The sequence below is a fragment of the Legionella bozemanae genome (genome assembly GCF_001648595.1).
Taxonomy (GTDB): Bacteria; Pseudomonadota; Gammaproteobacteria; order Legionellales; family Legionellaceae; genus Legionella; species Legionella bozemanae.
Map to the genome: position 1 here is coordinate 56,274 of NZ_LBAW01000018.1, position 22,018 is coordinate 78,291.

A 22,018-nucleotide genomic window follows, 5' to 3' on the forward strand; every position below is an offset into this window, starting at 1 on the left:
CGGTTTCGGACTAGGAATAACTCTCAAAACCCGAGTTCCGCTGCGCTGCACCCGGGCTACATTACCTCACCAAAGCTTCCTTCAAAAGATGTTCCTCCCCAATTTTTGTCAATAATCCCTTTACTAATAAATCGATGAATGCTGGAATATGGCCATTGAGTAGGTACCTCCACCAATCCATGTTTTACTGGATTATAATGAATGTACTCAATATGCTTTTGATAATCTATTTCATTCCTTATTCGATGCTCCCAAAATCTTCTTTGCCATAAGTTGTATTCGCCTCTTTGATTAGGAAGCAGGGGTAATCCAGATTTTACTAAGGAACGAGTAAAATGAGCTTTTATTAAAAGCCAGCGTCGAGAGTAATCAAAATCGTTATAGGGTAATTGCCATATTACATGCAAATGTTCCGGTAATATAACAAAAGCAGGCATCTCAAAATGTGCATTTTTACGAACCTCTCTAAATGAATTGCCTAAATCTCGGATGTGCGATGTGAGTAAACTTGAGTATCTGTCACGTAATGTTAGAGTAAAAAAGTACGTACCGCCTGCGGTAAGGTCACGTCGATAATGAACCATATTTGTTGAAAAAGGTTGGATTTTCCATGTGTTCAGAATATCAAAAAGGTAGGAAAATAAGAAGCAATGCCTAGGCTACACGTTGATGTTCGTAATGTAATGTAGCCCGTGCAGCGCAGCGGAACCCGGGTTTTGAGAGTTATTCCTAGTCCGAAACCCCGGGTTACGGCTTTGCCTTCACCCAGGCTACATTAAATCGGGGCTAATGAGTTTGCATTTGTCCCAAGCGGAAGGGATAATCATGCCGGCAACGGGCGTATGCGGCGCCAATCTTCGTCGGATTGGGATAAAATGCATAGTGGGTGGCTTTATACGCACAGCAGGGGACTGCACTGACAAAACAACCTCTTTTCGCGTTCCAGCGATAATGGCCATCTTCTGCAAGCTGCAATGTTCTGCCATCAAAACAGACATAACGAGGTTGTGAAGGAATCTCGCCAATAACACAACCTTGAGCATAAGCAAAATGTGTTAATGTTAAGAAAAAGCCAAATAGTATGATTTTCATCACTTAATCCTTTAATCTTGCTATACTAATGTTATAACGTTAGTTCATCTTACTGCCTTTATTCAAGCGGGATGTACTTTTTACGATGAAAATTTAAGGTTTATTTAATAAAATAAGTTTAAAATAGATACATAATAGTTTGTGGAGTATGTAATTATGGCTACAAAAAATGCTCAGCTTTTACTCGCACTAAAAAATTCTACTGAATTAGGAAAACAAAAACCACTAGATAGAAATAAGGCATTAGACGAGATACTGGCGGTTGAACTTGGTACTCCAATTACACCTGAGCAGGCAGAAAAATTTAAAACTGCAGTAATAAAACATCTAGATTTTTGGATAGCAGTTGACGCACGAGTAAAACCAGATGGTTTTTCTGTCTGGGCTAACTGGGCTCCGAAAGTTCTTGGTGGAAAGAGTTCAACGGACAACCATAAAACAAATGATTTTCTAGATACAAATGATTTATTGGATACTTTTCTACAAATGAAACAAGCTGCTGCCGAAGAGCGCGTAAAGTTCGGCTTATCAAGTGCAGATGAGAACGTTTTAATTGATATTTTAAAACATAATGGACAACAATGCAGAGAGTACTTGGCAGAAAAATTACGTTCAGAAGTTAAACTCAATGAAATACCTGGATGGGATCCGTCTAATGAAAATGTTCTCTCTACAGCTGCATTAATGAATATTAAAACAGAAGCGGCAAATGATTTATTATTAAAGTTACTTGATAAACCTGATCTGAAAGAATCTAAGATATTTAAAAAATTAATAGATGCGCATACTTCAGGTGTTACTGCGAATGTTCAAGCAGCTGCAAGAGAGCTTGCTAAAGAAGCAGGAATAGTAGATCCAACTGCACTCGATGCTTTCGCGAAAGCTTTAACTAAAGATTTAACTAAAGCGATAACTGATAAGGCTGACGCTCGCCACAAGGCATTGGAAAAGGCTGAGCATTTAGCGGAATTTAAACAACAACTTAAAGATTATGAATCTAAGCTTACGCCTGATGTTCTGGTGGGTAAAGGAGCTCTCTTAAATAGGAATGATGGAGCTTTCCTAACTGAGCTTTGCTCTGTGCATGAATTACCTGCTGGTCCTTATAACAATGGACTTATTCAGGCGGAGCCTGAGATTCAAAATCTTGTAAAAGAAATGCATAAGCGTTTATGTGCAAAATATGTGGAAGAAAAATTAAAAAGAGTTGCGGCGCCTATAAATGTAGTTCATATGGCAGATGCAATTAAAGAAAACAGAGGGGGGGGGCATTTAAAAACTGCGTTACAACAGTTTATTCCTGGTGAAGGTGAAATACATGATAGAGCTGTATTGGAGTCTTCAGCAAAATTTAAAGCGGCTTTAGTAAAAAGGTATGTAAAGGAATTGACGGGTACGCCTAACAAAGCACTTCTTGAAAAGCTTGCCAAACCAGAAACAGATATTAAGGAAATTAGAAGAGAGTTAGCAGCAAAAATAGCTAATGGTGTTACCCATGAGCATTTAGAGTGCCTGCAAGACGTTGATCTAAAGGAGATAAAAGAACATGCTCGTCTTGAAGCGTTTAAGTTGTTAGTTGGCGAAGGAAATCATTCTAAATTAATCGCCGCATTTAGTTCGTTACCTGATAAGAAGCAACAGGAACTCCTTAACCTTAAGCCTGAGAACTTACGTTTTATATTGAACGCACAGACTAAAGAACAACTCAAGCATTATTTGGGAAAGGATGTTAACGGCAAAGATGATTACCTTGATGGGATAGTTACAGAAAATAAAAACAATGCCTTTTTTAAACAAATAAATAATACTGAAATAGCAAAAATTTTGGCGAGTTTTGATAAACCACCTATCACGGATATGAACGATGCCAAAGTTAAAAAGATTAATGATTTTTTATTTAGTAAGCGTGGTGATGATTTAGCCCAGCATGCTGATTATAGCGCGGTGATTAATAAGCTTTTTAAAAAATCAGGAATAGCAGATAATGTTGCTAACCGAAAAGCTTTTTATAACGCATTTAATTTAAATGATAATGGGACCGCTTTTACTACTCCACCAGGAGTCTCTGCTACCAATACAGTTACCGATAGAATCAAAAGAGACCATGGTTACAACCAGCTCTTGCACACTAAGTTGAATGCAGTTAGAACGACACCTCCTCTCCAGCCTGGTTATGAAAAATTATTGGATGTCTTATTAAGGGTAGAAAAAACAGCCCAATTTAATCCTGATCACACAAATTCAGATGATGTACGCGATAAATTTTATAATAGTCCGACTTTAGAGGCGTTTCTTGCCGAGCCTGAGGTGGCAACAATAAGGGATAAGCTCAAAGAGACGCTTTCTTCTGATGAATTTAATGCAATACGAAAAGAACTCAAGGCCAATAAAGCTGCAAGTAACGATCATAATGCTACTGCTCAATTAGAGAAAGATATCAAGGAAGGACAAAAAGCACATAAGCAGATTTCTGAAAAGACGCTAGCACTTTTCGAGCGTATGCAGAAGATAAGGGTTATTCGTGGAATTAGTGCTGAGCTAGGTGTCAATGGTGCCAAGGCTCCTGAATTCGTAGGGCTATCCCAGGAAAAACTTAGGGGCTTTGATAATAACTATAAGAAATTACAAAAAGAGTGCTTGGATAGCATTGCATACTTAGAACAAGCTCAAAAAGAGCTTGAGGCGCTTAAACCTACAATCCCTGTTAGGCTAACTCCTCCTCCTCCCGCTACGGCAAAACAAATAAAAGAGCGTGACGAGGTAATTAAGAATGCAAGAGCTTTAGAAAAAGATATTGATCAAAGACTTAATATAATTCAAGTCCGATTAGATGATTATAGAAAGGTCTATAAGGTAACAACCGAAGAGATATTACCTGCTCTTGAAAAAGCATCTAGAAGCTCTGAGAGAGTAACATATCAAGCTCCAGATCTTACTATCGGTCGTCGGAGCCGTCAAAATGCTTTGGATATGGGGCATAAATATACACTACATGATCCAAACATCATCGCCGAGCCAAAACCTCGGAACACTGGGGTTACGACTAATACGGATCCAACGTCACTTTTTCAAGCAACAGGAAAACCAGATCCTGGCGAGGTGATTTGCTTTGATACAAAAAAACCAGCAACAATCGTGGTTCAAGGATCACGTGGTACTATGACGACTGAAAACGTCGATATTGAAGGACGTTTTACTTATGATCCATCACCCCAAGGCGGTATTTCTGGAACGATGAAGGGAACTGATGTTACCCGTGCTATGCCAGGAAGATATGAAGTCGTACAGTCTCCAAGGCCTACGAATGATCCCGATGGTAAGAAGAAAGCGCAGGAAATTACAGATGAACAAGTCAATTTTTATATGAAAATGGCTACACAGATCCTTTCTAATGTCAAACTACCGCTTGAGAAAAAAATAGTACTAGAGGGGGTTCGTGGCAAGGAGGACGAAGTAAAATATTTATATACTTCATTACTTCTTGTTGGTGAAAAGATGGGTCTTAAGCCCAGTGACTTAAAGGTCATTGGCGATGCTAACTTTAACCCGCAAGCAGAAAGAAAGAAGACAGCTGGCATAGACAGAGGATTTTCTGACACCTCTTTTTATAATGCGATATTCAAAAGCCGAAAAGATGATGGTATTGTCAGGGATCATATTGACAAGTTCAATGAACAACGCGAGCAAAAGAAAGAGCAAGCCAAGACCACCGCAAAGGTAAGCAGCAGCTTACAGAGTACTATGAAGGAAGAGTTCAGTGTGGGTAGGGAGATTGAGAAAGAGGCTAAGGAGAGACAAAAGCAAGAAGGCATATCGCCGGAGGTTGCACGAGCAATAGCTAATAATGGTTAATGTTATACACTAATAACTACTAATGAATAACAATAAGGGGTTATACAATTGAACTCAAACCAATTGGCAATTGGTGTATTTGACTCAGGGATGGGCGGTTTGACGGTTTTGCGTGCGTTGCGAGAGGGGTTGCCGCACGAATCATTTATCTATTTGGGGGATACTGCTCGACTTCCTTATGGCACTAAAAGTCCGGATACAGTAAAACAATATGCCATGCAAATGGCAAAATTGCTGGTAGAACGACGAATTAAGGCGTTGGTGATTGCTTGTAATACCGCAACGACAGCTGCATTGCCCTATTTGCAAGAAATGTTACCTGATATGCTTGTGCTTGGGGTGGTGGCTCCAGGTGCTGCGGCAGCAGTTGCAGCAACTGAAAACAATCGCATTATTGTTTTGGCGACTGAAACGACCATTGCATCGAATGCATACCAGCAGCTCATTACCCAACACTTGCCGCAAGCAATCATTAATACTCGGGCGTGCAGTGTATTAGTTGCTTTAGCAGAAGAAGGAATGGTGACCAATCAAGTAGCTCGCGAGGCATTAAAGCATTATTTGGATGGCTTTACTAACGAAGATACGGTTCTATTAGGATGTACGCACTTCCCGGTATTTAAGCCTTTGTTACACAAGTTACTCCCTCAAGGCGTTACTATAGTTGATTCAGCACATGCAACCGCACTGGCGCTGCGTCAGTTGCTCGAAAAACAGGGTTTGTTGAATGATATTCCTTCATTAAGTAGTAAAGTAAACTATTTAGTAACGGATTCAATCAAACGTTTCCAGATTGTAGGGGAGATATTTTTGGGCGAGCGATTAGCGTTAGATAGTATCGAACTTGTGGATGTGAAGTCCTAAATAAAACTTCCATGAGTCACAGGGGGTGGTCCTGAGAGGCGTTATTCTTTTCATTATTCTTTATTCCTACGTCCCACGGCTTGTCCGCGGAATCCTATTGCAAGCATTTCTAGATCCCGCGGACAAGCCGCGGGATGTAGGAATCTAGTGATGTATTTATTAAATAACGGCAATACACCGAAAGGCTTCAATTACCTCAGTGCTTCCTTCATACTATATTTTCGTAATATGGAGTTATTCTTCCTTGGGTGGACGGCTCATTAGATTTTGAACTACCTGTTTGGGACTAATTTTTCCTTGTAACAGTGCATTAATTTGTTCACAAATAGGCATTTCAACATGATGTTGTTTGGCGATAAAGCAAACTTGTGATGCGTTATATTTTCCTTCTACCACTTGGCCAATTTGCTTTTCTGCTTCAATGATACTGATATTTTTTCCCAGAAGTAAACCAAAGCGGCGGTTTCGTGATTGATCATCAGTACAGGTTAAGACTAAATCACCTACACCCGCCAAGCCAAGGAACGTCTCTGCGCGTGCCCCTAAAGCAAGCCCCAGGCGCTCCATTTCTGCTAACCCACGCGTGATTAATGCGGCTTTGGCATTCGCTCCATAACCCAAGCCGTCACTAATACCACAGCCAATCGCCAAGACATTTTTAATCGCACCACAAATTTGCACACCAATCAGGTCATCAGTCAAGTAAACACGAAGATTATTGTGGTGAAGCAATTCACGAATTTCTTTTTGATATTCTGAATCATTAGAGGCTAAAGTCACCGCTGTAGGTAAAAAATGTGCTACTTCTTTGGCGAATGATGGTCCTGAAATAATTGCCTGTGGGAACGTGGAACCAAAAGTTTGACTTACTAAATCGCTGAGTAATTGATGGCTTTGTGGATCAATTCCTTTGGTCAGCCAGGTTAAGCCACGGGGTGCTTTTTTTATTTTAGTAATAATTGTTGCAAATGCATGGGAGGGTACGGCAATAATGATGTAATCAGCTTCTGTATATTGTTCAAAATGAGCTGTGGGTTCCAGTGTTTTAGGAAAATCAATATCAGGTAAATAGCGTGCGTTTGTTTTTTTTTCTGTCATAAGAGCAACATGCTGCGGATCATGTCCCCATAACGAAACACGATGTCCTGCTTGCGCTAGATGAATTGCAACTGCAGTGCCCCAAGAGCCGGCACCTAATATAGCAATATTTTTTTTGTTCATTTTATGCTCTTAAACAGAGGTTAAATAGAGTTTGGGTGCAATGTCATTAAGTTAAAGGATTTTATTTCACTTTAACGACAAGGCTTTGTCCTGAGGAATTCCCAAATTTTGCCCTACGTACCGCGCTTTATGCGCGGTATCCAGAACGATGCTTTTAGGATATTGCTGAATTTTTTAAAGCAAAATCCCTGGATACCGCGCATAAAGCGCGGTACGTAGGGGGTTTATAAAAATTAATTATTTAATTAAGCTTGTATCCTATCTCTTAGGTTTGTCTGCACACTGTTTTTTTAGTGTGGGTCCTTATATTTCCTAAGCTTGACCTTCTTTTTGTTTTTCTGCAACCTGTTGCATGTATAAGGCATCGAAATTAATGGGGGCCAATACCAGTTGCGGGAAACTGCCGCGGATTACTTGCGAAGTAATCGCTTCACGAGCATAAGGGAACAATATATTGGGGCAGAAGCTATTTAATAAATGATCTAATTGGTTTTCTGGAGCACCTTGAATGGTAAAAATACCTGCTTGTTTTACTTCCACCAGAAAAGCCGTAGTTTTTTTGTTGGTTACTGTAGTAGTCACTGTCAATACAACTTCATAAACGCCTGCTTCCAGTTTTGTGTTGCTGGTGTTGATTTCAAGATTCAGTTCAGGTTCCCATTGTTGCTGAAATACAGCGGGTGTATTCGGTGTTTCAAACGATAAGTCTTTAGTATAAATTCTTTGAATCATGAATTGAGTTTCATTCTGATTTTGTTGTGTTTGGTTTGCTTGTTCACTCATGATATTGTTATCCTCTTAGTAATTGGTCAAGTTTTCCCTGAGCATCCAGGGCATATAAATCATCGCAGCCACCAATATGTTGGCCATTAATGAAAATTTGCGGTACAGTACATCTGCCGCTTTTGGTTATCATTTCATCACGTAATTCCGGCTGTAGATCAATACGAATGTCCGTAAATGAAGTGTGCTTTTGTTGCAACAATTCCTTGGCTTTAACACAGTAGGGACAATAGGCAGTACTGTAGATAATCACTTCAGCCATAATTTTATTTTCCTTTAACCAAAGGTAGCTCAGCATTTTGCCAGGAAGTAATTCCACCACTAAGAATATGAGCTTGGTACCCTTGAGCGCGAATTTTGCTGGCAAAAGTTTGAGCTTCAAAAGCTCGTGCAGAGATCAAAATGATCGGTACATTCTTATATTTATCCATTTTTTGTTGTGCAAAATCTTCGCTTTTGACATTGATTGAATCAATAATATGTCCTTGCTTAAAGGCTTCTTTGTCCCGCAAGTCAATGACTACAGCATTTTCATTATTAATCAAATCAACAGCGGCTTGGGGAGTCAGTTCTTTTGCTTTCTTTTTTTGGGTGACTAACTCGTTGATAAAGATGAGGAGTAAAATCACAATGAGGGCGAGCCATAGCTGCCAGTGATTCATGATAAATTGACCTAAATGTTCCATGTTCTCTCTTGATGTTTTATTAATATAATGTAGCGAATTATCCTCAGAATGAGGTCTTAACGCAAGTAAAGGAATTATTTAAATGTAGCCTGGGTGCAGCGTCTGACTTTTCCCCAAGATTTTTAACTGGTGACTAAGAGACGTACTTTTTTATTCCCGGGTTTCGCTACGCTGCACCCAGGCTACGACTCCGGAGATTTATCTTTTTTTCTTTTAAGTAGTACATATACTGCGCCGCTTCCGCCATCTTTAGGTAACGCGCTATGAAATGCCAAGATTTTATCTAACTGTGGTAACCAGCGATTCAATAAATTCTTAATCACAGGAGGTGCACCAAGGTAACCGCCTTTACCATGAATAATGAGTAAGCATTTTTTGCTGCTTTCTGCCTGAGTTTGTATAAACTGACATAAGATATCACGAGCTTTTTCACTTTTTAAACCATGTAAATCCAAGCGGGCTTCCCATGGGATTTTTCCCTGTTTTAATGCTTTAAATTGCTGGTTGGAAAGACTTGGGTGGGCATAGGACAGAATTGTTTCAGAAAAAACGGTGTCCACAATCATATCCGATAAGTAATATTCTTTCTTTTCTTGGATTTCCAGGGATTTATTTTTTTTAGATTGGATGGAAGGCTTGGGTGCTTCAACTTTGACCCGTTTTGTTTTTTCATTTAATGGTTTTACCGAACGCATGGATTCGCGAAATAGGGCTTTGTCCTCATCGGATAGAAAATCATCAGCCATGTTTACTTGAAATAATTAAGTGATAATTGAAGTATAACTCAGATTGTTGGGCTGCTTGAATAAGCAAAGCCTTCTTTGGAAACGCGCTACAGAGGAGGAATTGTTTCGTCGATACCGTGCCCTCATATGGCTTTGTGTGCGCCCATAGCCGTCAAGCGAAGCAGAAAACGTATGTTGTCATTCCTGTGCAGGCAAGAATCCATCCATGATGGAGCACCGTGCCACTGTAAAATGGATCCCCGCCTGCGCGGAGACGGCGGGTTTGAGTAAAGTTAAATACTCTTAGCTTGATGAGCTATGGGTTCTGCGCTCTGTGTTTCCTCGCTCATCTCCTCTGTAGCGAGTTCTGAAGAAGTTTAAAGAAATTTAAGTTACACGCTACTTCACCACGATTACTACTTTTGTTGATCAACATAGGGTACAATTTGTACTTTTTCTGAATGAGAATTAACATCCAATGAGCAATTACATACTTAAGGAAACGGAAGAATTAGTCACCATTTTGGATTTTTTACGTTTTAGCGTGTCCTGTGCAATTAATGCGAATTTGTATTATGGTCATGGCACCGATAATGCTTGGGATGATATGCATTCATTGATTCTGAGAAGCTTGTCTTTGCCTTATGATTTAGAGCCAAACTGGCTTAATGCACGTTTAACTGCAAGTGAAAAAAAACATTTATACCAGCAACTGGAAAAGCGCATTAATCAACGAGTACCCGTCCCATATTTGATAAAAGAAGCCTATTTTTGTGATATTCCATTTTATGTAGATGAGCGTGTTCTTATTCCTCGCTCGCCTATAGCTGAACTTATCAAAAGTGAATTTTCCCCCTGGATTGATGAGGATAAAGTACATCGTGTTTTGGATTTGTGTACTGGCAGCGGATGTATTGCTATATCTTGTTGCTATGCTTTTCCTGAAGCAAAGGTTGATGCGGTTGATATTTCCAGCGAGGCACTTGCTGTTGCTGCAATTAATCGCGAACAGTTAGGTGTTGAGGACCAACTTACTTTAATTGAATCAGATTGTTTCTCGAAAGTGCCTCAAGTAGGTTATGATTTAATTGTCAGCAATCCTCCTTATGTAGGGAAGGAAGAGATGCAAACGTTACCTGATGAATTTCGTCATGAGCCTGTTTTGGCTTTGGAAACAAGTAATAATGGGCTGGCTATTGTTGAAACAATTCTCCATAATGCCCATAATTATTTAAACGAACACGGTATTTTGATTGTAGAAGTTGGGAATAGTGAAACCGCTTTATGTGACGCTTATCCCCATGTCCCTTTCACCTGGCTTGAAATGAGTTATGGTGGGCATGGTGTCTTTTTATTAACAAAGCAACAACTAGAAGAGCACTTTAATGTCCGGTAATACATTTGGAACTTTATTTGCTGTAACCACTTTTGGTGAAAGCCACGGCCTGGCCATTGGTTGCGTGGTTGATGGCTGTCCTCCTGGGCTGCAGCTGCGAGAAGAAGACATTCAACCTTTTCTAGACAAACGCAAACCTGGACAATCCAAATACACAACACAACGCAGAGAGGAAGATAAGGTACAAATTCTTTCTGGTGTTTTTGAAGGTAAAACTACAGGTGCACCTATTGCCTTGTTAATTCATAATACCGATCAACGGTCCCGGGATTATGAAGAAATCAAAAATTTATTTCGTCCGGGACATGCAGATTTTACCTATCATCATAAATACGGTCATCGAGATTATCGTGGAGGAGGGCGCTCTTCCGCCCGAGAAACCGCAGCGCGTGTAGCAGCTGGAGCAATTGCTCGTTTGTATTTACAACATCATCTTAACCTGGAAATAGTGGGTTACTTACAGCAAATGGGTGATTTGGTTTTGCACTTTGCAGATGAGGCAGAAATTAATAATAATCCTTTTTTCTGCCCCAACGCGACTCAAATCCAGGATCTTGCCGATGCAATTGAACGTTTAAGAAGACAAGGAGATTCGGCAGGTGCTCGAGTGAAGGTAATCGCTAAAAATGTACCTGTAGGATTGGGGGATCCTGTGTTCGATAAACTGGATGCCACATTAGCTTATGCTATGATGTCTATTAATGCAGTTAAAGGTGTTGAGATAGGGACAGGGTTTTCGGCAGTAAATCAATTGGGCTCAATACATCGCGATCAAATGTCACGCCAGGGCTTTCTTAGTAATCATGCTGGTGGAATTCTAGGGGGCATTTCTACAGGACAAAATATAGAGGTGAGTATTGCATTAAAACCTACTTCAAGTATCACTACCCCAGGAAAAACGATCGATGTTTTTGGGGATGAAGTAACTGTAGTCACTAAAGGTCGGCATGATCCTTGTGTGGGAATTAGAGCTGTGCCAATAGCCGAAGCAATGATGGCTTTAGTGTTGATGGATCATTATTTGCGGCATAATGCATTAACTAATAAGTAATTTTTTTCAAAATGCCCATACGGTGCTTTATGCTGACTCTTGAGCACATTTCTGCCTACGCCCCGCGACTTGTTCGCGTGGTCCAGTGTTTGGCGCAGATTCTCTGGATACCGCGCATAAAGCGCGATACGTAGGATTGGTTTGGAGTACGTAGGATTAATTATAATTTGTAAGGATCTCTCAGGGGCAATCCTGCGAGCAAGTCGAGAGAGAAAGACCTGGTCAAACACACTTAATGACAGTCAGGATTTATCGCTCTCTCCTAATTAGGGCTACATCTCTGCCTACGCCCCGCGGTTTGTCCGCGGGAGCCAATGTTTAGGGCAGATCTTTAGCTCCAGCTGGCAACTCCGTGAACAAGTCGTGGGGGTGGGACGTTGAGCTGGACTGGTTTTTCAGCGATATGTGGAAGATTCAGCCTAATAGGGAGAGGCGCACTTAATAATACAGAAGAGGTTAAGAATGAGCAGAGAATTAAATGTAGCCATAGTTGGTGCCACTGGTGCAGTTGGCGAAACTTTTTTAACTGTATTGGAAGAGCGGGATTTTCCTATAAAGACTCTTTATCCATTGGCTAGTTCTTGTTCTGTAGGAAAAACGGTAGCGTTTAAAAAGGAACAATTGGACGTTTTAGACCTCGCTGAATTTGATTTTAGCAAGGCTGATATTGCTCTATTCTCAGCGGGTGGTTCTGTCTCTAAAGAATATGCGCCTAAGGCTGCTGCAAGCGGATGTGTGGTTGTCGATAATAGCTCTTGTTTTCGTTATGAAGAGGATATTCCTCTGGTTGTTCCAGAAGTTAATCCACATCGTATTGCTGAATATAAAAACAGAGGTATTATTGCTAACCCAAATTGCTCTACGATCCAAATGGTAGTTGCTCTGAAGCCTTTGTATGATGCCGCAGGAATTACTCGTATCAATGTTGCGACGTATCAATCTGTTTCAGGTACTGGAAAAAAAGCCATTAGCGAGTTGGTTTCACAAGTAGGAGATCTGTTGAATGGCCGGCCTGCCAATGTCAGTGTTTATCCCCAACAAATTGCGTTTAACGCAATCCCGCATATTGATCAATTTGAAGAGAACGGTTATACCCGTGAAGAAATGAAGATGGTGTGGGAAACACGTAAAATTATGGAAGATGACAGTATTATGGTTAATCCTACAGCGGTTAGGGTACCAGTTATTTATGGACACTCCGAAGCCATTCATTTGGAACTAAAAAAACCTTTAACTGCTGAAGAGGCGCGTCAAATTCTTTCTAAAGCTCCAGGCATTAAAGTAGTGGATAATGTGAGTAAAGCAAGTTATCCAACTGCATTAAAAAATGCGATAGGCCATGATGAAGTATTTGTTGGACGAATCCGGCAAGATATTTCACATCCAAATGGATTAAATTTGTGGGTCGTTGCAGATAATATTCGCAAAGGTGCTGCGTCTAATGCTGTGCAGATTGCTGAAATTCTTCAACGAGAATATTTATAGTTTCAGTGGCAACCGGCCTATTTAAAATTCGCTAGATTGTCGCGAGGCCTTGTTTCGAACACCGAAGATCAGCATACATAAAAATATGTGAGCATCGGAGCATAGAAAAGCAATGTCTCGCGCCCAAGAGAGTAGAATTATAAAGAGGTCTTAAAAAAATCCTCCTACTTTTTATAACGTACGTTATACTTTGATTAACACGATTGGATTTTTGAAAATATGCTAAATGAATATTATTTAACCGATGATATCGAAGAGCCGGTTCTTGCGAGTAGTATTTTATCTTATGCCACTCACAATATTTCTGCTAAACGATATCATGAATTAAAAACAGGATATATTCCCTGGGAAGCAAAACTGGACCTTTCTGGCTTACAGCCAGAGAGTGCCCGTAATTCCTTGTTGGAATTTATTCGAAAGCAGGTGAAAAATAATAAACAATGCGTACTCATTATTCATGGTGTAGAAGGCCCTAAAAATACTCTTCCTCTGCTAAAGAATTTAATCAATCACTGGTTGCCGCAAATCCTAGAGGTTGCAGCTTTTCACAGTGCGCAACCTAAAGATGGTGGCATTGGGGCAGTGTATGTTTTGCTTAAAACAACACAGGATCTTCCAAAACCAACTCGCATCGAAAAAAATACCTCTTTTTTAGTTGTTGAAACTAAGGCTATGGAACGACAGAGACGTTTGGCCGAACAGCAAGGGGAGCGAAGGATCGCATTAGTGAAAGCTCGAGAACACTCTGACTATGAGGCTCAGCCCGGTCCTGAAGGGGAATTGCAAAATAATATTTTGCAACATCCAGCATTAGACAGCCAGCGTTTTGACGGCGTTGACTCTCCTTTAAACCCTGAGCCTCCATTGAACACTGATGCGCGGCGAGAATACGATAATGAACGACGCAATCAGGAACAAGAAAAACAACTGCGTTTAGGTCATATGCCAAAATTCACTAATACACCTAAACCTAGAGGTCCCTATTAATGACAATAGCAAGTGACATAATCAGTCATCGAATGCCTGATTTTGAAGCTTACCTTCGAGCAGGAGAATCATTAGATGACATTGATGAATACGGTTTTACGCCTTTAATTGAATGTGCGATTACGCGTCAAATTGAAATTGCTGAGCAATTAATTGCGCGCAAAGTTGATGTCAATAAAGCGGATGTGACGGGACGTACCCCTTTGCATTGGGCTGTGGATAATAATGATGTCGCGATGGCGCAATTATTATTAAATAATGGAGCAGATCCCAATGCCTATACGCGCAATGGACTATCTATTTTGGTTTATCCTGTATTACGCAATCAAGAAACACTCAAACATTTACTCTATCAAAATGGCGCGAAGCTCGATTTTGCCCTTGATTTTATTAATGCCAAATTGATAGGACATCGTTTTGAGTTACAAGGAGATGTAGATATAGTCAATGCCAAGGGTGAATTTATTGAATTGGATTATGAAGGATTTATCCTTGAATTTACTGTTGCAGTAATAAGAGATGCCTTAAGGCGCTTTATCAGTAGTTATTCAACGCGTCATTTACGTGAGTATTTTCCCTTAGCTCATGTCATTATGGATGCATTTTTACTTGCAGAAGAGCTGTTGCAATATCAACATTTGCCTTTTCTGGATAAACAGCATATGCAGCGACTGAATGACTTATTAAAAGCGCCTATGTTAATTCTTCCGGCAGCAAGTCGTGGCCATGCCATGGGTTTTATTCGTTTTGGTCACTGGTGGGCTAAAATTGATCGAGGTGAAAATAGCCTGCAGGAAGGAAGCGTTAATATCTATAAAATTACTTCTCCGGAAGCATTCAATGTGCGTTTTTTACAAAATTTTCTTTATAAAAAACAACCAAGACGTTATTTTCACCAGCAGATCAATCAGCAATTAGGTTTGGTTCCGGTGACAAAAATGCCGATTAGTTCACAAATCAGCGGTAATTGTTCTTGGGCTAATATACAAGCGATTGTGGCAGTTGCCTATGCGATTCAAGGATTGGAACAAAGCAGTTTTTTTAATTCAGACTCTGCTATGGCCTTTTATAATGAATGGGTTGCGTGGGATAAAGAACGGGCTATAGATGAATGCATCCAACGTTTTTATTTGGCTAATCCTGTGCGCAAAGCAAGTATTGCGGCAATGCTAGGGGGCGTTTTATTTCAAGCATGTAATTACGCGAACAGGCGTCATGTAGAGATGGCGGAGAAAATACTTAAAATTTTAACGCTCCCTGATTATGAGTACATTTTGAGAAGTTATCTTGAAGAATATTGCATTAAACGATTAACAAAAAAAGGGAATAATTTACTTAAAATTCTCGATGATTGCGGTATTAATCCTAATATTGGTGTTAATCCTATTGCCACAGATTTATGATTTTGCGGCTGTAACGAACTTAATCTAATCACATTGCTAAAAAACAGCTCAGGGTTACTCCTACGTCCCGCGCCTTCTCCGGCGTTGTTACAAGTCGATACATGGAGCCTGAGTGAAGCGAAGTGTAACCCGGGTTATGGTAGCGTGATGTTTATCCATAAACCCGGGTTACGGCTTTGCCTGCACCCAGGCTACGAAGTCAATTACGTTTATTTTTTCAGCTATAATCAAAAGGTAAGAATTCTCTTATTTTAGATAAGGAGATCATTATGTTAAAGTGGGCGCTGATCTTTTTAGTTATCGCCATTGTTGCAGGTTTATTTGGTTTTCGTGGGATTGCGTCTACGGCTACCAGTATTGCCAAAGTGCTCTTCTTTTTGTTTATTATTATTTTCCTGGCATTTTTAATTTTGAGTTTATTTGGAACCGCAACACTTACTGCTGTGCCGTAATTTGGATCATGCAAAACAAAGCGGGTTTGCCATTATCAGATCCTGGGTATGGTATGCACTAACCCAGGATCTCAATTCAAAGTCTCTTGAGAGCAGTTGCCAATGGAATTATGATAGAGAAGTGATATCCATAACAAAACGATAGCGAACATCACAATTCTCTCAACTTTATTCTTTTATCGCAGGTTCTCTTTTTTTATTGTTTTCTCCTTTGGCAGCGGAGGATTTGACATTTCCTTGCTGCTGGCCTCCTTTTCTACGATTTTGACCTGAAGCTTGTTGATTCGTACTCGCACTGGGTCGTTGCTGTTGATTACCACTGGGCCGACGTCGTCGGTTTTGTGATCTTCTGTCCCCAGAGCCCTTGGAGGTTTTTGTTTGAGGTTGATTGCGGCCATGCATTCGTTTAGATTGGCTTTGTGGTGCCGTACTTAAAGAATCTGTATGCCCGCTACCAAATAAACTTGACCATAAACGTTTGATAAAGCTGGTTTGGGCACTTTTTACAGGTGTATGTTCTGTAAATGATTTGACCGCAGGTTCATCGCGTAAAGAAGCGTCTGCCTCATTACTGGCAACTTGTAATTCAGGTTGTTGGATTAAGGTATAACTGGGCTTTTTAGATTTACCCACATTATCTTCTTTTAGACGCGTGATTGAATACTGAGGCAAGTGCATGTAGGGATTGGCAATAATCATCACTGAGACGCCATGTCTTTTTTCAATGTCTCTAACGAAATTGCGTTTTTCATTGATGATGAAGGTTGCCATTTCCGCAGGAAGTTGTACTTGTATTTCAGCAGTCTTTTCCTTTAATGCTTCTTCTTCAATAAGACGCGTAATAGCCAGCCCATGCGACTGAATGTTACGTACAGTACCACGCCCCTCACAACGTGGACAAACTTCTTGAGCACTCTCACCCAATGATAATCTGAGACGTTGGCGCGACATTTCCAAAAGACCAAAACGTGAGATACGCCCAATCTGGATGCGTGCTCTATCTGCCTGTAATGCTTCTTTCAAGCGATTTTCTACATCACGTTGATTTTTACTGGAACTCATATCGATAAAATCGATAACGACCAACCCACCCAAATCACGTAGACGTAACTGACGTGCAATTTCATCCGCTGCTTCGATATTCGTATTGAAGGCTGTTGCTTCAATATCTGCTCCGCCTGTGGCTTTCGCTGAGTTAACATCAATTGACACCAATGCTTCGGTTCTGTCGATCACCAAAGCGCCTCCAGAAGGCAACATCACTTGTCGCTGATATGCAGTCTCTATTTGGCTTTCAATTTGATAAAAGTTAAACAAGGGGATGCTGCTGTTATAGAGCTTCAGGTTCGGTAAAAATTCAGGTTTTACTCGCTCAATATATTGTTTGGCTTTGATGTAAGAAATCTGATCGTCAATGATGATTTCGCTGATTGACTTGCGTAAGTTATCGCGAATAGAGCGAATGATGACATCACCTTCTTGATGAATCAAACAAGGAGCAAGCTCTGTATTATAAGCTTGTTTGATTGATTGCCATTGATTGCACAGCATGTCCAGGTCATCTTGCAATTCTTCTTGGCTTTTACCTACACCGGCTGTGCGGATAATAAGTCCCATATCTTCGGGTAAAGTCAGTGCATTAAGTGTTTCACGCAGCTCATCACGCTCATCCCCTTCAATACGTCGTGATATCCCACCAGAACGAGGATTATTAGGCATCAGAACCAGATAGCAACCTGCTAAGGTAATGTAGGTAGTCAGTGCAGCACCTTTGCTGCCACGTTCTTCTTTGTCTACCTGGACCAGTAATTCCTGGCCTTCACGGATTAACGAAGTAATTGGTGGTTTTTCATCGCCAAACTCTTCAGGATTTTTGCTTAGATATTCAGGTGCGATTTCTTTAAGGGGCAAGAAGCCTTGACGTTTAGAACCATACTCTACAAAAACAGCATCGAGGCTTGGTTCTCGTCTGGTAACTGTTGCCTTATATATATTCCCCTTTTTTTTCACTTCACCAGGACATTCAATATCCAGGTCAAATAAATAACGGTCTTTCACAAGTGCAACACGAACCTCTTCCGTTTGTATTGCATTGATTAACATTTTTTCCATCTATTACCCCATAATTGGGCGCAATCATTTAAGCTGAGATAGTATAAGGCTCAAAATACCTTAGAGGTTCAATTGAACCTGTTACAACTCTACTATCTTGAGTCGGAATGCATTGATTTTCTGTGCTCCGATGCTCACATACTTTGATGTATGCTGCGCTTTTAGTGCTCGAAAATCAATGCCTTGCGACTCAATCTAGCGAATTGTAAACAGGTCCTAAGATTTACTGACATTTCTACGCTTTTGGCTGATGTCGGGATTTTCCGTGCTTCGTTGCATACCTCAGTATACTTTGTTGCAATGTTTGGAGCCCCGGGTTTTTCACCGCAAGTAGGTAATAGGTCAGTAGAATCTGGAATCGAACAATAAGCGATGTGATCTTTAGGCGAACCCATGGCCGTGTAAACAGACTTTACGCATGTTCCCTGCTTAACCGAGCTTTTTTGAAAAGTAGAGGATAACTGCGGTGTGGGTACGTTGCGCGAATCCCCATGTACCGATGCGTACATTCCGGGTCTGTGCTCCGCTCCTTCTGGCATTTGTCTCTCTGCAGCGAGTTTCAAAAGAGGTCTAATTAGAGGTGCATACTGTGAAATATACTGGTTACAAATCAAACGGGTTGAAATATGAAGCCAAAGGCGTGCGAAAACCCTGAAGTAATTCGTAATCGGTATAAAGCATGTCTGGCATGCGTAGGTTTCTGTCAAAAATATGCTCAATTTATCTCTGGCATTGGGTCGCTTCCTTATATCTTTAAGCTTAAATGGAAGCGCTATTTTTTATTTAACAATATTTAACACGTAATTATTCATTTAGGTTGGGTTAAACCCCCATTTCCTCAATGACTAGCATATACTTTAAAGTAAATAGTCACGCTTTTTATTTAAATGCGTTATAATTCGGTTGCATGGAAATTTTCCCACGCTATAGGCGATCATATCAAAAAAATCACGCCCAGAAAACAGGTTTATTGACAATGAATGAAGTAAGTTACAAAGAAATCAGTAGTGAAGAAGAAGGGCAACGTCTGGATAATTATTTGATTCGTATTTTAAAAGGTGTTCCCAAAAGCCATATTTATAGGATTATACGTGGCGGAGAAGTTCGGGTTAATAAAAAAAGAGCGCAAATCAATTCAAGATTGCACGCTGGAGACAGCGTACGTATCCCTCCAATTCGTCTGTCAGAATCAAAAGAGGTATTTGTCGGTGATGCCTTGGCAAAACGGTTGAAAGAAAGCATCATCTTTGAAGACTCCTGTTTCTTGGTAATTAACAAGCCAGCAGGTATCGCCGTTCATGGTGGTAGCGGTTTGAGCCTTGGTGTAATTGAAGCGTTGAGAAAAACCAGGAATGATTTGCATTATTTGGAATTAATTCATCGGCTTGATAAGGAAACTTCAGGATGCCTTTTGTTAGCCAAAAAAAGAAGTATTCTCAGGGCAGTGCATGCGTTGCTTGAGGCACGTGAGGTGCAAAAAACTTATTGGGCATTACTGACACATCGTTGGGAAAATAAAAAACAAGTGATTGTTCGCGCTGCGCTTGAAAAAAACACTTTAAAATCAGGGGAGCGTATTGTATCGGTTAAGGAAGAAGGAAAAGCTTCTGAAACAAAATTTAGGCTTCTTGAAAATTATCAACAGGCATGTTGGGTTGAAGCCAGTCCCAAAACGGGGCGCACGCACCAAATTCGTGTACACAGTGCTCATTTAGGACATGTTATTGTCGGAGATAAAAAATATGGAGCACTTGCAGGAGAAATCGAAGGGATAGATAATCAGCATCATCGTCTTTTTTTACATGCACGATCCATTCAATTTGAATTGAATGGTACAAAGCATTTGTTTCAAGCTGATGCAGATAACCATTTTTCTACCGCACTAAAACAATTACGTGCGAGGAGCGTAGTGAGCAATGAGCAAGCCATATGATTTGGTAGTATTTGACTGGGAAGGTACTATTGCGGATACTTTAGGGATAATTTTACATGTAGTTGCTACAGAAGCGAATTTGCTGGGATTTGGTGATTTTGATTCCCACCAGGCGAGAAAATATGTTGATTTGGGTTTAGTACAGGCATTGAGGAAAACATATCCTCATTTAACAGCAATGCAACATCAACAATTATTACAGGCTGTGCAGTTGGGCTTGAACTCTCGTTCATCTGATGCATGTTTGATGCCTGGCGTGCGAGAACTGATTTATCAATTACACGAGGCTAAGATAAACCTGGCAATTGCAACCAACAAAGGACATCAATCCTTGTTACGCGCCTTGCAGGCTACCGGTCTTGATACACTGTTTAAAGTAACTCGTTCTGCGGGACAGGCTCCTGCAAAACCTTGTCCGCAAATGTTGGAAGAAATTATTGAAGAACACGGGGGAACTGCTGCTACAACTTTAATGATAGGCGATTCATTGACCGATATGGAAATGGCAAAAAGTGCACAAGTTACTGCTGTAGGGATAGATATTTATCATCAACAAGAAGAGGCTGCCCTTAAGGCGGCTGGTGCAATTGTAGTATTTGATGATTATAAACAAATAGCAGATTTTTTAAATTTATCGAAGAGTAGTTAACCGCTTACGTAGCCTTTCCGTAGTTTGAGGTGCAGATGAATCTGTGCAACCATTAAGTGAAAAAAGTGTTCCTTTCTCAGCAAATAGGGGATAGAGGCACTGTTAAGGAACTTTATTATTCCCGCGTAGCGGGAAGCCATTTTCTAAATTGTCTTTGGCCTTCGATTTAGAGTTTGGACTCCCGCCTGCGCGGGATGACAATTAAATACACTTAACTTGATGGCAGTAGACTCTGTTTCGCTCATTCAGGCTAGGTTTAATTTTTGGGCTGCTCATAGGATGGGGGTTGCGTTATTTAGTCATATGTATAGGGAGTATCAAGCGTTGAGCACATTAACCAGTTTGCCAAATTTATTAACATTACTGCGGATCATGCTGATTCCAGTGTTTGTTATTGTTTTTTATTTGCCGTTTGCATTTGCGCATATGTTGGCAGCAAGTATTTTTGCTGCAGCAAGTTTTACTGATTGGTTAGATGGCTATCTGGCACGTAAACTCAAGATGATGTCTCCTTTTGGCGCTTTTCTTGATCCTGTTGCAGATAAGTTATTGGTTTCCACCAGTTTACTGTTATTAGTAGGAGCTAAGGAAATCAATTACATTACGATTCCTGCTATTGTCATTGTTGGACGTGAAATTGTTATTTCAGCATTACGGGAGTGGATGGCTGAAATTGGCAGAAGAGCAAGTGTTACCGTAGGATATGTGGGTAAAATAAAAACGTTTTTACAAATGATCGCTTTGTTTTTATTGCTTGCTTTTAATCCGACGGATACATGGGGTGGTATTTTTGGTTTTGTCTTACTGTATGTGGCAGCAATTTTAACGATTTGGTCGATGATTATTTACTTGGCAATTGCTTGGCCAGAATTAACGAAAAAAAATTAATTTTATTATTGACAGGGTGTTAAATTTCGGTAGAATCACACCCCGTAGAGACGCGGGAATAGCTCAGTTGGTAGAGCACAACCTTGCCAAGGTTGGGGTCGCGAGTTCGAGTCTCGTTTCCCGCTCCAAATTAAAGCGACAAAAAGTCGCTTTTTTTTTTTAGAGCTGTGAAGATATAGAAGTATTAATTGAGGCTGTGTGGCAGAGTGGTCATGCAGCGGCCTGCAAAGCCGTGTACGCCGGTTCGATTCCGGCCTCAGCCTCCATAATCGATTGCCCAGGTGGCGAAACAGGTAGACGCAAGGGACTTAAAATCCCTCGGTGGTAACACCATGCCGGTTCGATTCCGGCCCTGGGCACCAATCATCAGTTATTCTGGGGTCTTTCCCAATTACGGGGGCACTCACCAGTTAACAACACAGCACCCTAACACGGGTTC

At 40.6% G+C, this 22,018-nt stretch carries 19 protein-coding genes and 3 tRNA genes; 14 read left to right on the forward strand and 8 right to left on the reverse strand.

The annotated features are described in order from the left end of the window. Positions 1-56: 56 nt before the first annotated feature. Positions 57-584: an REP-associated tyrosine transposase gene (locus tag A8O27_RS13260; RefSeq protein ID WP_058460833.1), complete on the reverse strand. Its 528-nt coding sequence runs from the start codon at positions 582-584 to the stop codon at positions 57-59. A gap of 202 nt (positions 585-786) precedes the next feature. Next, positions 787-1,092, reverse strand: a complete 306-nt coding sequence (locus A8O27_RS13265) for a hypothetical protein (RefSeq protein ID WP_115684273.1) — start codon at positions 1,090-1,092, stop codon at positions 787-789. A 156-nt stretch (positions 1,093-1,248) separates the two neighbouring features. Here A8O27_RS13265 and A8O27_RS13270 point away from each other — a divergent pair, with 156 nt between their 5' ends. Together A8O27_RS13270 and murI are read left to right on the forward strand one after the other, a co-directional pair. Continuing rightward, on the forward strand, positions 1,249-4,944 hold the full coding sequence (locus A8O27_RS13270; RefSeq protein ID WP_058460831.1) for a hypothetical protein: 3,696 nt from the start codon (positions 1,249-1,251) through the stop codon (positions 4,942-4,944). A 48-nt stretch (positions 4,945-4,992) separates the two neighbouring features. Continuing rightward, the gene (murI, locus tag A8O27_RS13275; protein WP_058460830.1) at positions 4,993-5,808 is read left to right on the forward strand and encodes a glutamate racemase; all 816 of its coding nucleotides are present in this window, start codon (positions 4,993-4,995) and stop codon (positions 5,806-5,808) included. Positions 5,809-6,042: 234 nt separating this feature from the next. Here the strand turns inward: murI and A8O27_RS13280 are convergent, their stop codons facing one another. The 5 genes from A8O27_RS13280 to A8O27_RS13300 all read right to left on the reverse strand — a co-directional run bounded on the left by A8O27_RS13280 (position 6,043) and on the right by A8O27_RS13300 (position 9,244). Beyond that, a complete protein-coding gene (locus A8O27_RS13280) occupies positions 6,043-7,029 on the reverse strand; it encodes an NAD(P)H-dependent glycerol-3-phosphate dehydrogenase (RefSeq protein WP_058460829.1) in 987 nt (328 codons plus the stop codon). 312 nt (positions 7,030-7,341) lie between these two features. Next, complete coding sequence (gene secB, locus A8O27_RS13285) at positions 7,342-7,812, reverse strand: protein-export chaperone SecB (protein WP_058460828.1); 471 nt, start codon at positions 7,810-7,812, stop codon at positions 7,342-7,344. A 7-nt stretch (positions 7,813-7,819) separates the two neighbouring features. After that, positions 7,820-8,074, reverse strand: coding sequence for a glutaredoxin 3 (grxC, locus tag A8O27_RS13290; protein ID WP_058460827.1), 255 nt, complete (start codon positions 8,072-8,074; stop codon positions 7,820-7,822). A gap of 4 nt (positions 8,075-8,078) precedes the next feature. Continuing rightward, positions 8,079-8,498 carry a rhodanese-like domain-containing protein gene (locus A8O27_RS13295; protein WP_058460826.1) on the reverse strand — a complete coding sequence of 140 codons (420 nt, stop codon included), beginning with the start codon at positions 8,496-8,498 and terminating at the stop codon, positions 8,079-8,081. Positions 8,499-8,680: 182 nt separating this feature from the next. Continuing rightward, entirely contained in the window at positions 8,681-9,244 is a 564-nt protein-coding gene (locus A8O27_RS13300; RefSeq protein WP_058460825.1) for a Smr/MutS family protein, read from the reverse strand. A 457-nt stretch (positions 9,245-9,701) separates the two neighbouring features. Between A8O27_RS13300 and prmB the strand changes: the two genes are divergently transcribed. The 6 genes from prmB to A8O27_RS13330 all read left to right on the forward strand — a co-directional run bounded on the left by prmB (position 9,702) and on the right by A8O27_RS13330 (position 15,997). Continuing rightward, complete coding sequence (prmB, locus tag A8O27_RS13305) at positions 9,702-10,619, forward strand: 50S ribosomal protein L3 N(5)-glutamine methyltransferase (protein ID WP_058460824.1); 918 nt, start codon at positions 9,702-9,704, stop codon at positions 10,617-10,619. Continuing rightward, a complete protein-coding gene (gene aroC / locus A8O27_RS13310; protein WP_058460823.1) occupies positions 10,609-11,670 on the forward strand; it encodes a chorismate synthase in 1,062 nt (353 codons plus the stop codon). Before prmB ends, aroC begins: the two co-directional genes overlap by 11 nt. Positions 11,671-12,132: 462 nt before the next feature. Next, on the forward strand, positions 12,133-13,155 hold the full coding sequence (locus tag A8O27_RS13315; protein ID WP_058460822.1) for an aspartate-semialdehyde dehydrogenase: 1,023 nt from the start codon (positions 12,133-12,135) through the stop codon (positions 13,153-13,155). 219 nt (positions 13,156-13,374) lie between these two features. After that, positions 13,375-14,142, forward strand: coding sequence for a Smr/MutS family protein (locus tag A8O27_RS13320; RefSeq protein WP_058460821.1), 768 nt, complete (start codon positions 13,375-13,377; stop codon positions 14,140-14,142). Next, positions 14,142-15,545 carry a Dot/Icm T4SS effector AnkH/LegA3 gene (gene ankH / locus A8O27_RS13325; RefSeq protein ID WP_058460820.1) on the forward strand — a complete coding sequence of 468 codons (1,404 nt, stop codon included), beginning with the start codon at positions 14,142-14,144 and terminating at the stop codon, positions 15,543-15,545. Before A8O27_RS13320 ends, ankH begins: the two co-directional genes overlap by 1 nt. Before the next feature lie 269 nt (positions 15,546-15,814). Further along, positions 15,815-15,997: a DUF1328 domain-containing protein gene (locus A8O27_RS13330; protein ID WP_058460819.1), complete on the forward strand. Its 183-nt coding sequence runs from the start codon at positions 15,815-15,817 to the stop codon at positions 15,995-15,997. Between the two features lie 168 nt (positions 15,998-16,165). Here the strand turns inward: A8O27_RS13330 and A8O27_RS13335 are convergent, their stop codons facing one another. Further along, complete coding sequence (locus A8O27_RS13335) at positions 16,166-18,109, reverse strand: Rne/Rng family ribonuclease (RefSeq protein ID WP_058460818.1); 1,944 nt, start codon at positions 18,107-18,109, stop codon at positions 16,166-16,168. Between the two features lie 976 nt (positions 18,110-19,085). Between A8O27_RS13335 and A8O27_RS13345 the strand changes: the two genes are divergently transcribed. The 6 genes from A8O27_RS13345 (at position 19,086) to A8O27_RS13370 (ending at position 21,941) form a co-directional block, all read left to right on the forward strand. Continuing rightward, positions 19,086-20,042 carry an RluA family pseudouridine synthase gene (locus A8O27_RS13345; RefSeq protein ID WP_058460816.1) on the forward strand — a complete coding sequence of 319 codons (957 nt, stop codon included), beginning with the start codon at positions 19,086-19,088 and terminating at the stop codon, positions 20,040-20,042. Continuing rightward, positions 20,026-20,691: an HAD family hydrolase gene (locus A8O27_RS13350; protein ID WP_058460815.1), complete on the forward strand. Its 666-nt coding sequence runs from the start codon at positions 20,026-20,028 to the stop codon at positions 20,689-20,691. Before A8O27_RS13345 ends, A8O27_RS13350 begins: the two co-directional genes overlap by 17 nt. Positions 20,692-21,015: 324 nt before the next feature. Further along, positions 21,016-21,579 (forward strand): CDP-diacylglycerol--glycerol-3-phosphate 3-phosphatidyltransferase, encoded by a 564-nt coding sequence (pgsA, locus tag A8O27_RS13355; RefSeq protein ID WP_058460871.1) that lies wholly within the window; start codon positions 21,016-21,018, stop codon positions 21,577-21,579. Between the two features lie 52 nt (positions 21,580-21,631). Next, positions 21,632-21,707, forward strand: a tRNA-Gly gene (locus tag A8O27_RS13360). Positions 21,708-21,771: 64 nt separating this feature from the next. Then, a tRNA-Cys gene (locus A8O27_RS13365) sits at positions 21,772-21,845 on the forward strand. 9 nt (positions 21,846-21,854) lie between these two features. Then, positions 21,855-21,941: transfer RNA gene (locus tag A8O27_RS13370), tRNA-Leu, on the forward strand. Positions 21,942-22,018 lie beyond the last annotated feature (77 nt).

Coding starts and splice junctions, on each gene's coding strand:
- A8O27_RS13315 (WP_058460822.1), top strand. CDS start 12,133: ATGAGCAGAGAATTAAATGTAGCCATAGTTGGTGCCACTGGTGCAGTT.
- A8O27_RS13270 (WP_058460831.1), top strand. CDS start 1,249: ATGGCTACAAAAAATGCTCAGCTTTTACTCGCACTAAAAAATTCTACT.
- A8O27_RS13260 (WP_058460833.1), bottom strand. CDS start 584: ATGGTTCATTATCGACGTGACCTTACCGCAGGCGGTACGTACTTTTTT.
- A8O27_RS13320 (WP_058460821.1), top strand. CDS start 13,375: ATGCTAAATGAATATTATTTAACCGATGATATCGAAGAGCCGGTTCTT.
- A8O27_RS13280 (WP_058460829.1), bottom strand. CDS start 7,029: ATGAACAAAAAAAATATTGCTATATTAGGTGCCGGCTCTTGGGGCACT.
- prmB (WP_058460824.1), top strand. CDS start 9,702: ATGAGCAATTACATACTTAAGGAAACGGAAGAATTAGTCACCATTTTG.
- A8O27_RS13345 (WP_058460816.1), top strand. CDS start 19,086: ATGAATGAAGTAAGTTACAAAGAAATCAGTAGTGAAGAAGAAGGGCAA.
- ankH (WP_058460820.1), top strand. CDS start 14,142: ATGACAATAGCAAGTGACATAATCAGTCATCGAATGCCTGATTTTGAA.
- grxC (WP_058460827.1), bottom strand. CDS start 8,074: ATGGCTGAAGTGATTATCTACAGTACTGCCTATTGTCCCTACTGTGTT.
- A8O27_RS13265 (WP_115684273.1), bottom strand. CDS start 1,092: ATGAAAATCATACTATTTGGCTTTTTCTTAACATTAACACATTTTGCT.
- A8O27_RS13350 (WP_058460815.1), top strand. CDS start 20,026: ATGAGCAAGCCATATGATTTGGTAGTATTTGACTGGGAAGGTACTATT.
- A8O27_RS13300 (WP_058460825.1), bottom strand. CDS start 9,244: ATGGCTGATGATTTTCTATCCGATGAGGACAAAGCCCTATTTCGCGAA.
- A8O27_RS13335 (WP_058460818.1), bottom strand. CDS start 18,109: ATGGAAAAAATGTTAATCAATGCAATACAAACGGAAGAGGTTCGTGTT.
- A8O27_RS13330 (WP_058460819.1), top strand. CDS start 15,815: ATGTTAAAGTGGGCGCTGATCTTTTTAGTTATCGCCATTGTTGCAGGT.
- secB (WP_058460828.1), bottom strand. CDS start 7,812: ATGAGTGAACAAGCAAACCAAACACAACAAAATCAGAATGAAACTCAA.
- A8O27_RS13295 (WP_058460826.1), bottom strand. CDS start 8,498: ATGGAACATTTAGGTCAATTTATCATGAATCACTGGCAGCTATGGCTC.
- aroC (WP_058460823.1), top strand. CDS start 10,609: ATGTCCGGTAATACATTTGGAACTTTATTTGCTGTAACCACTTTTGGT.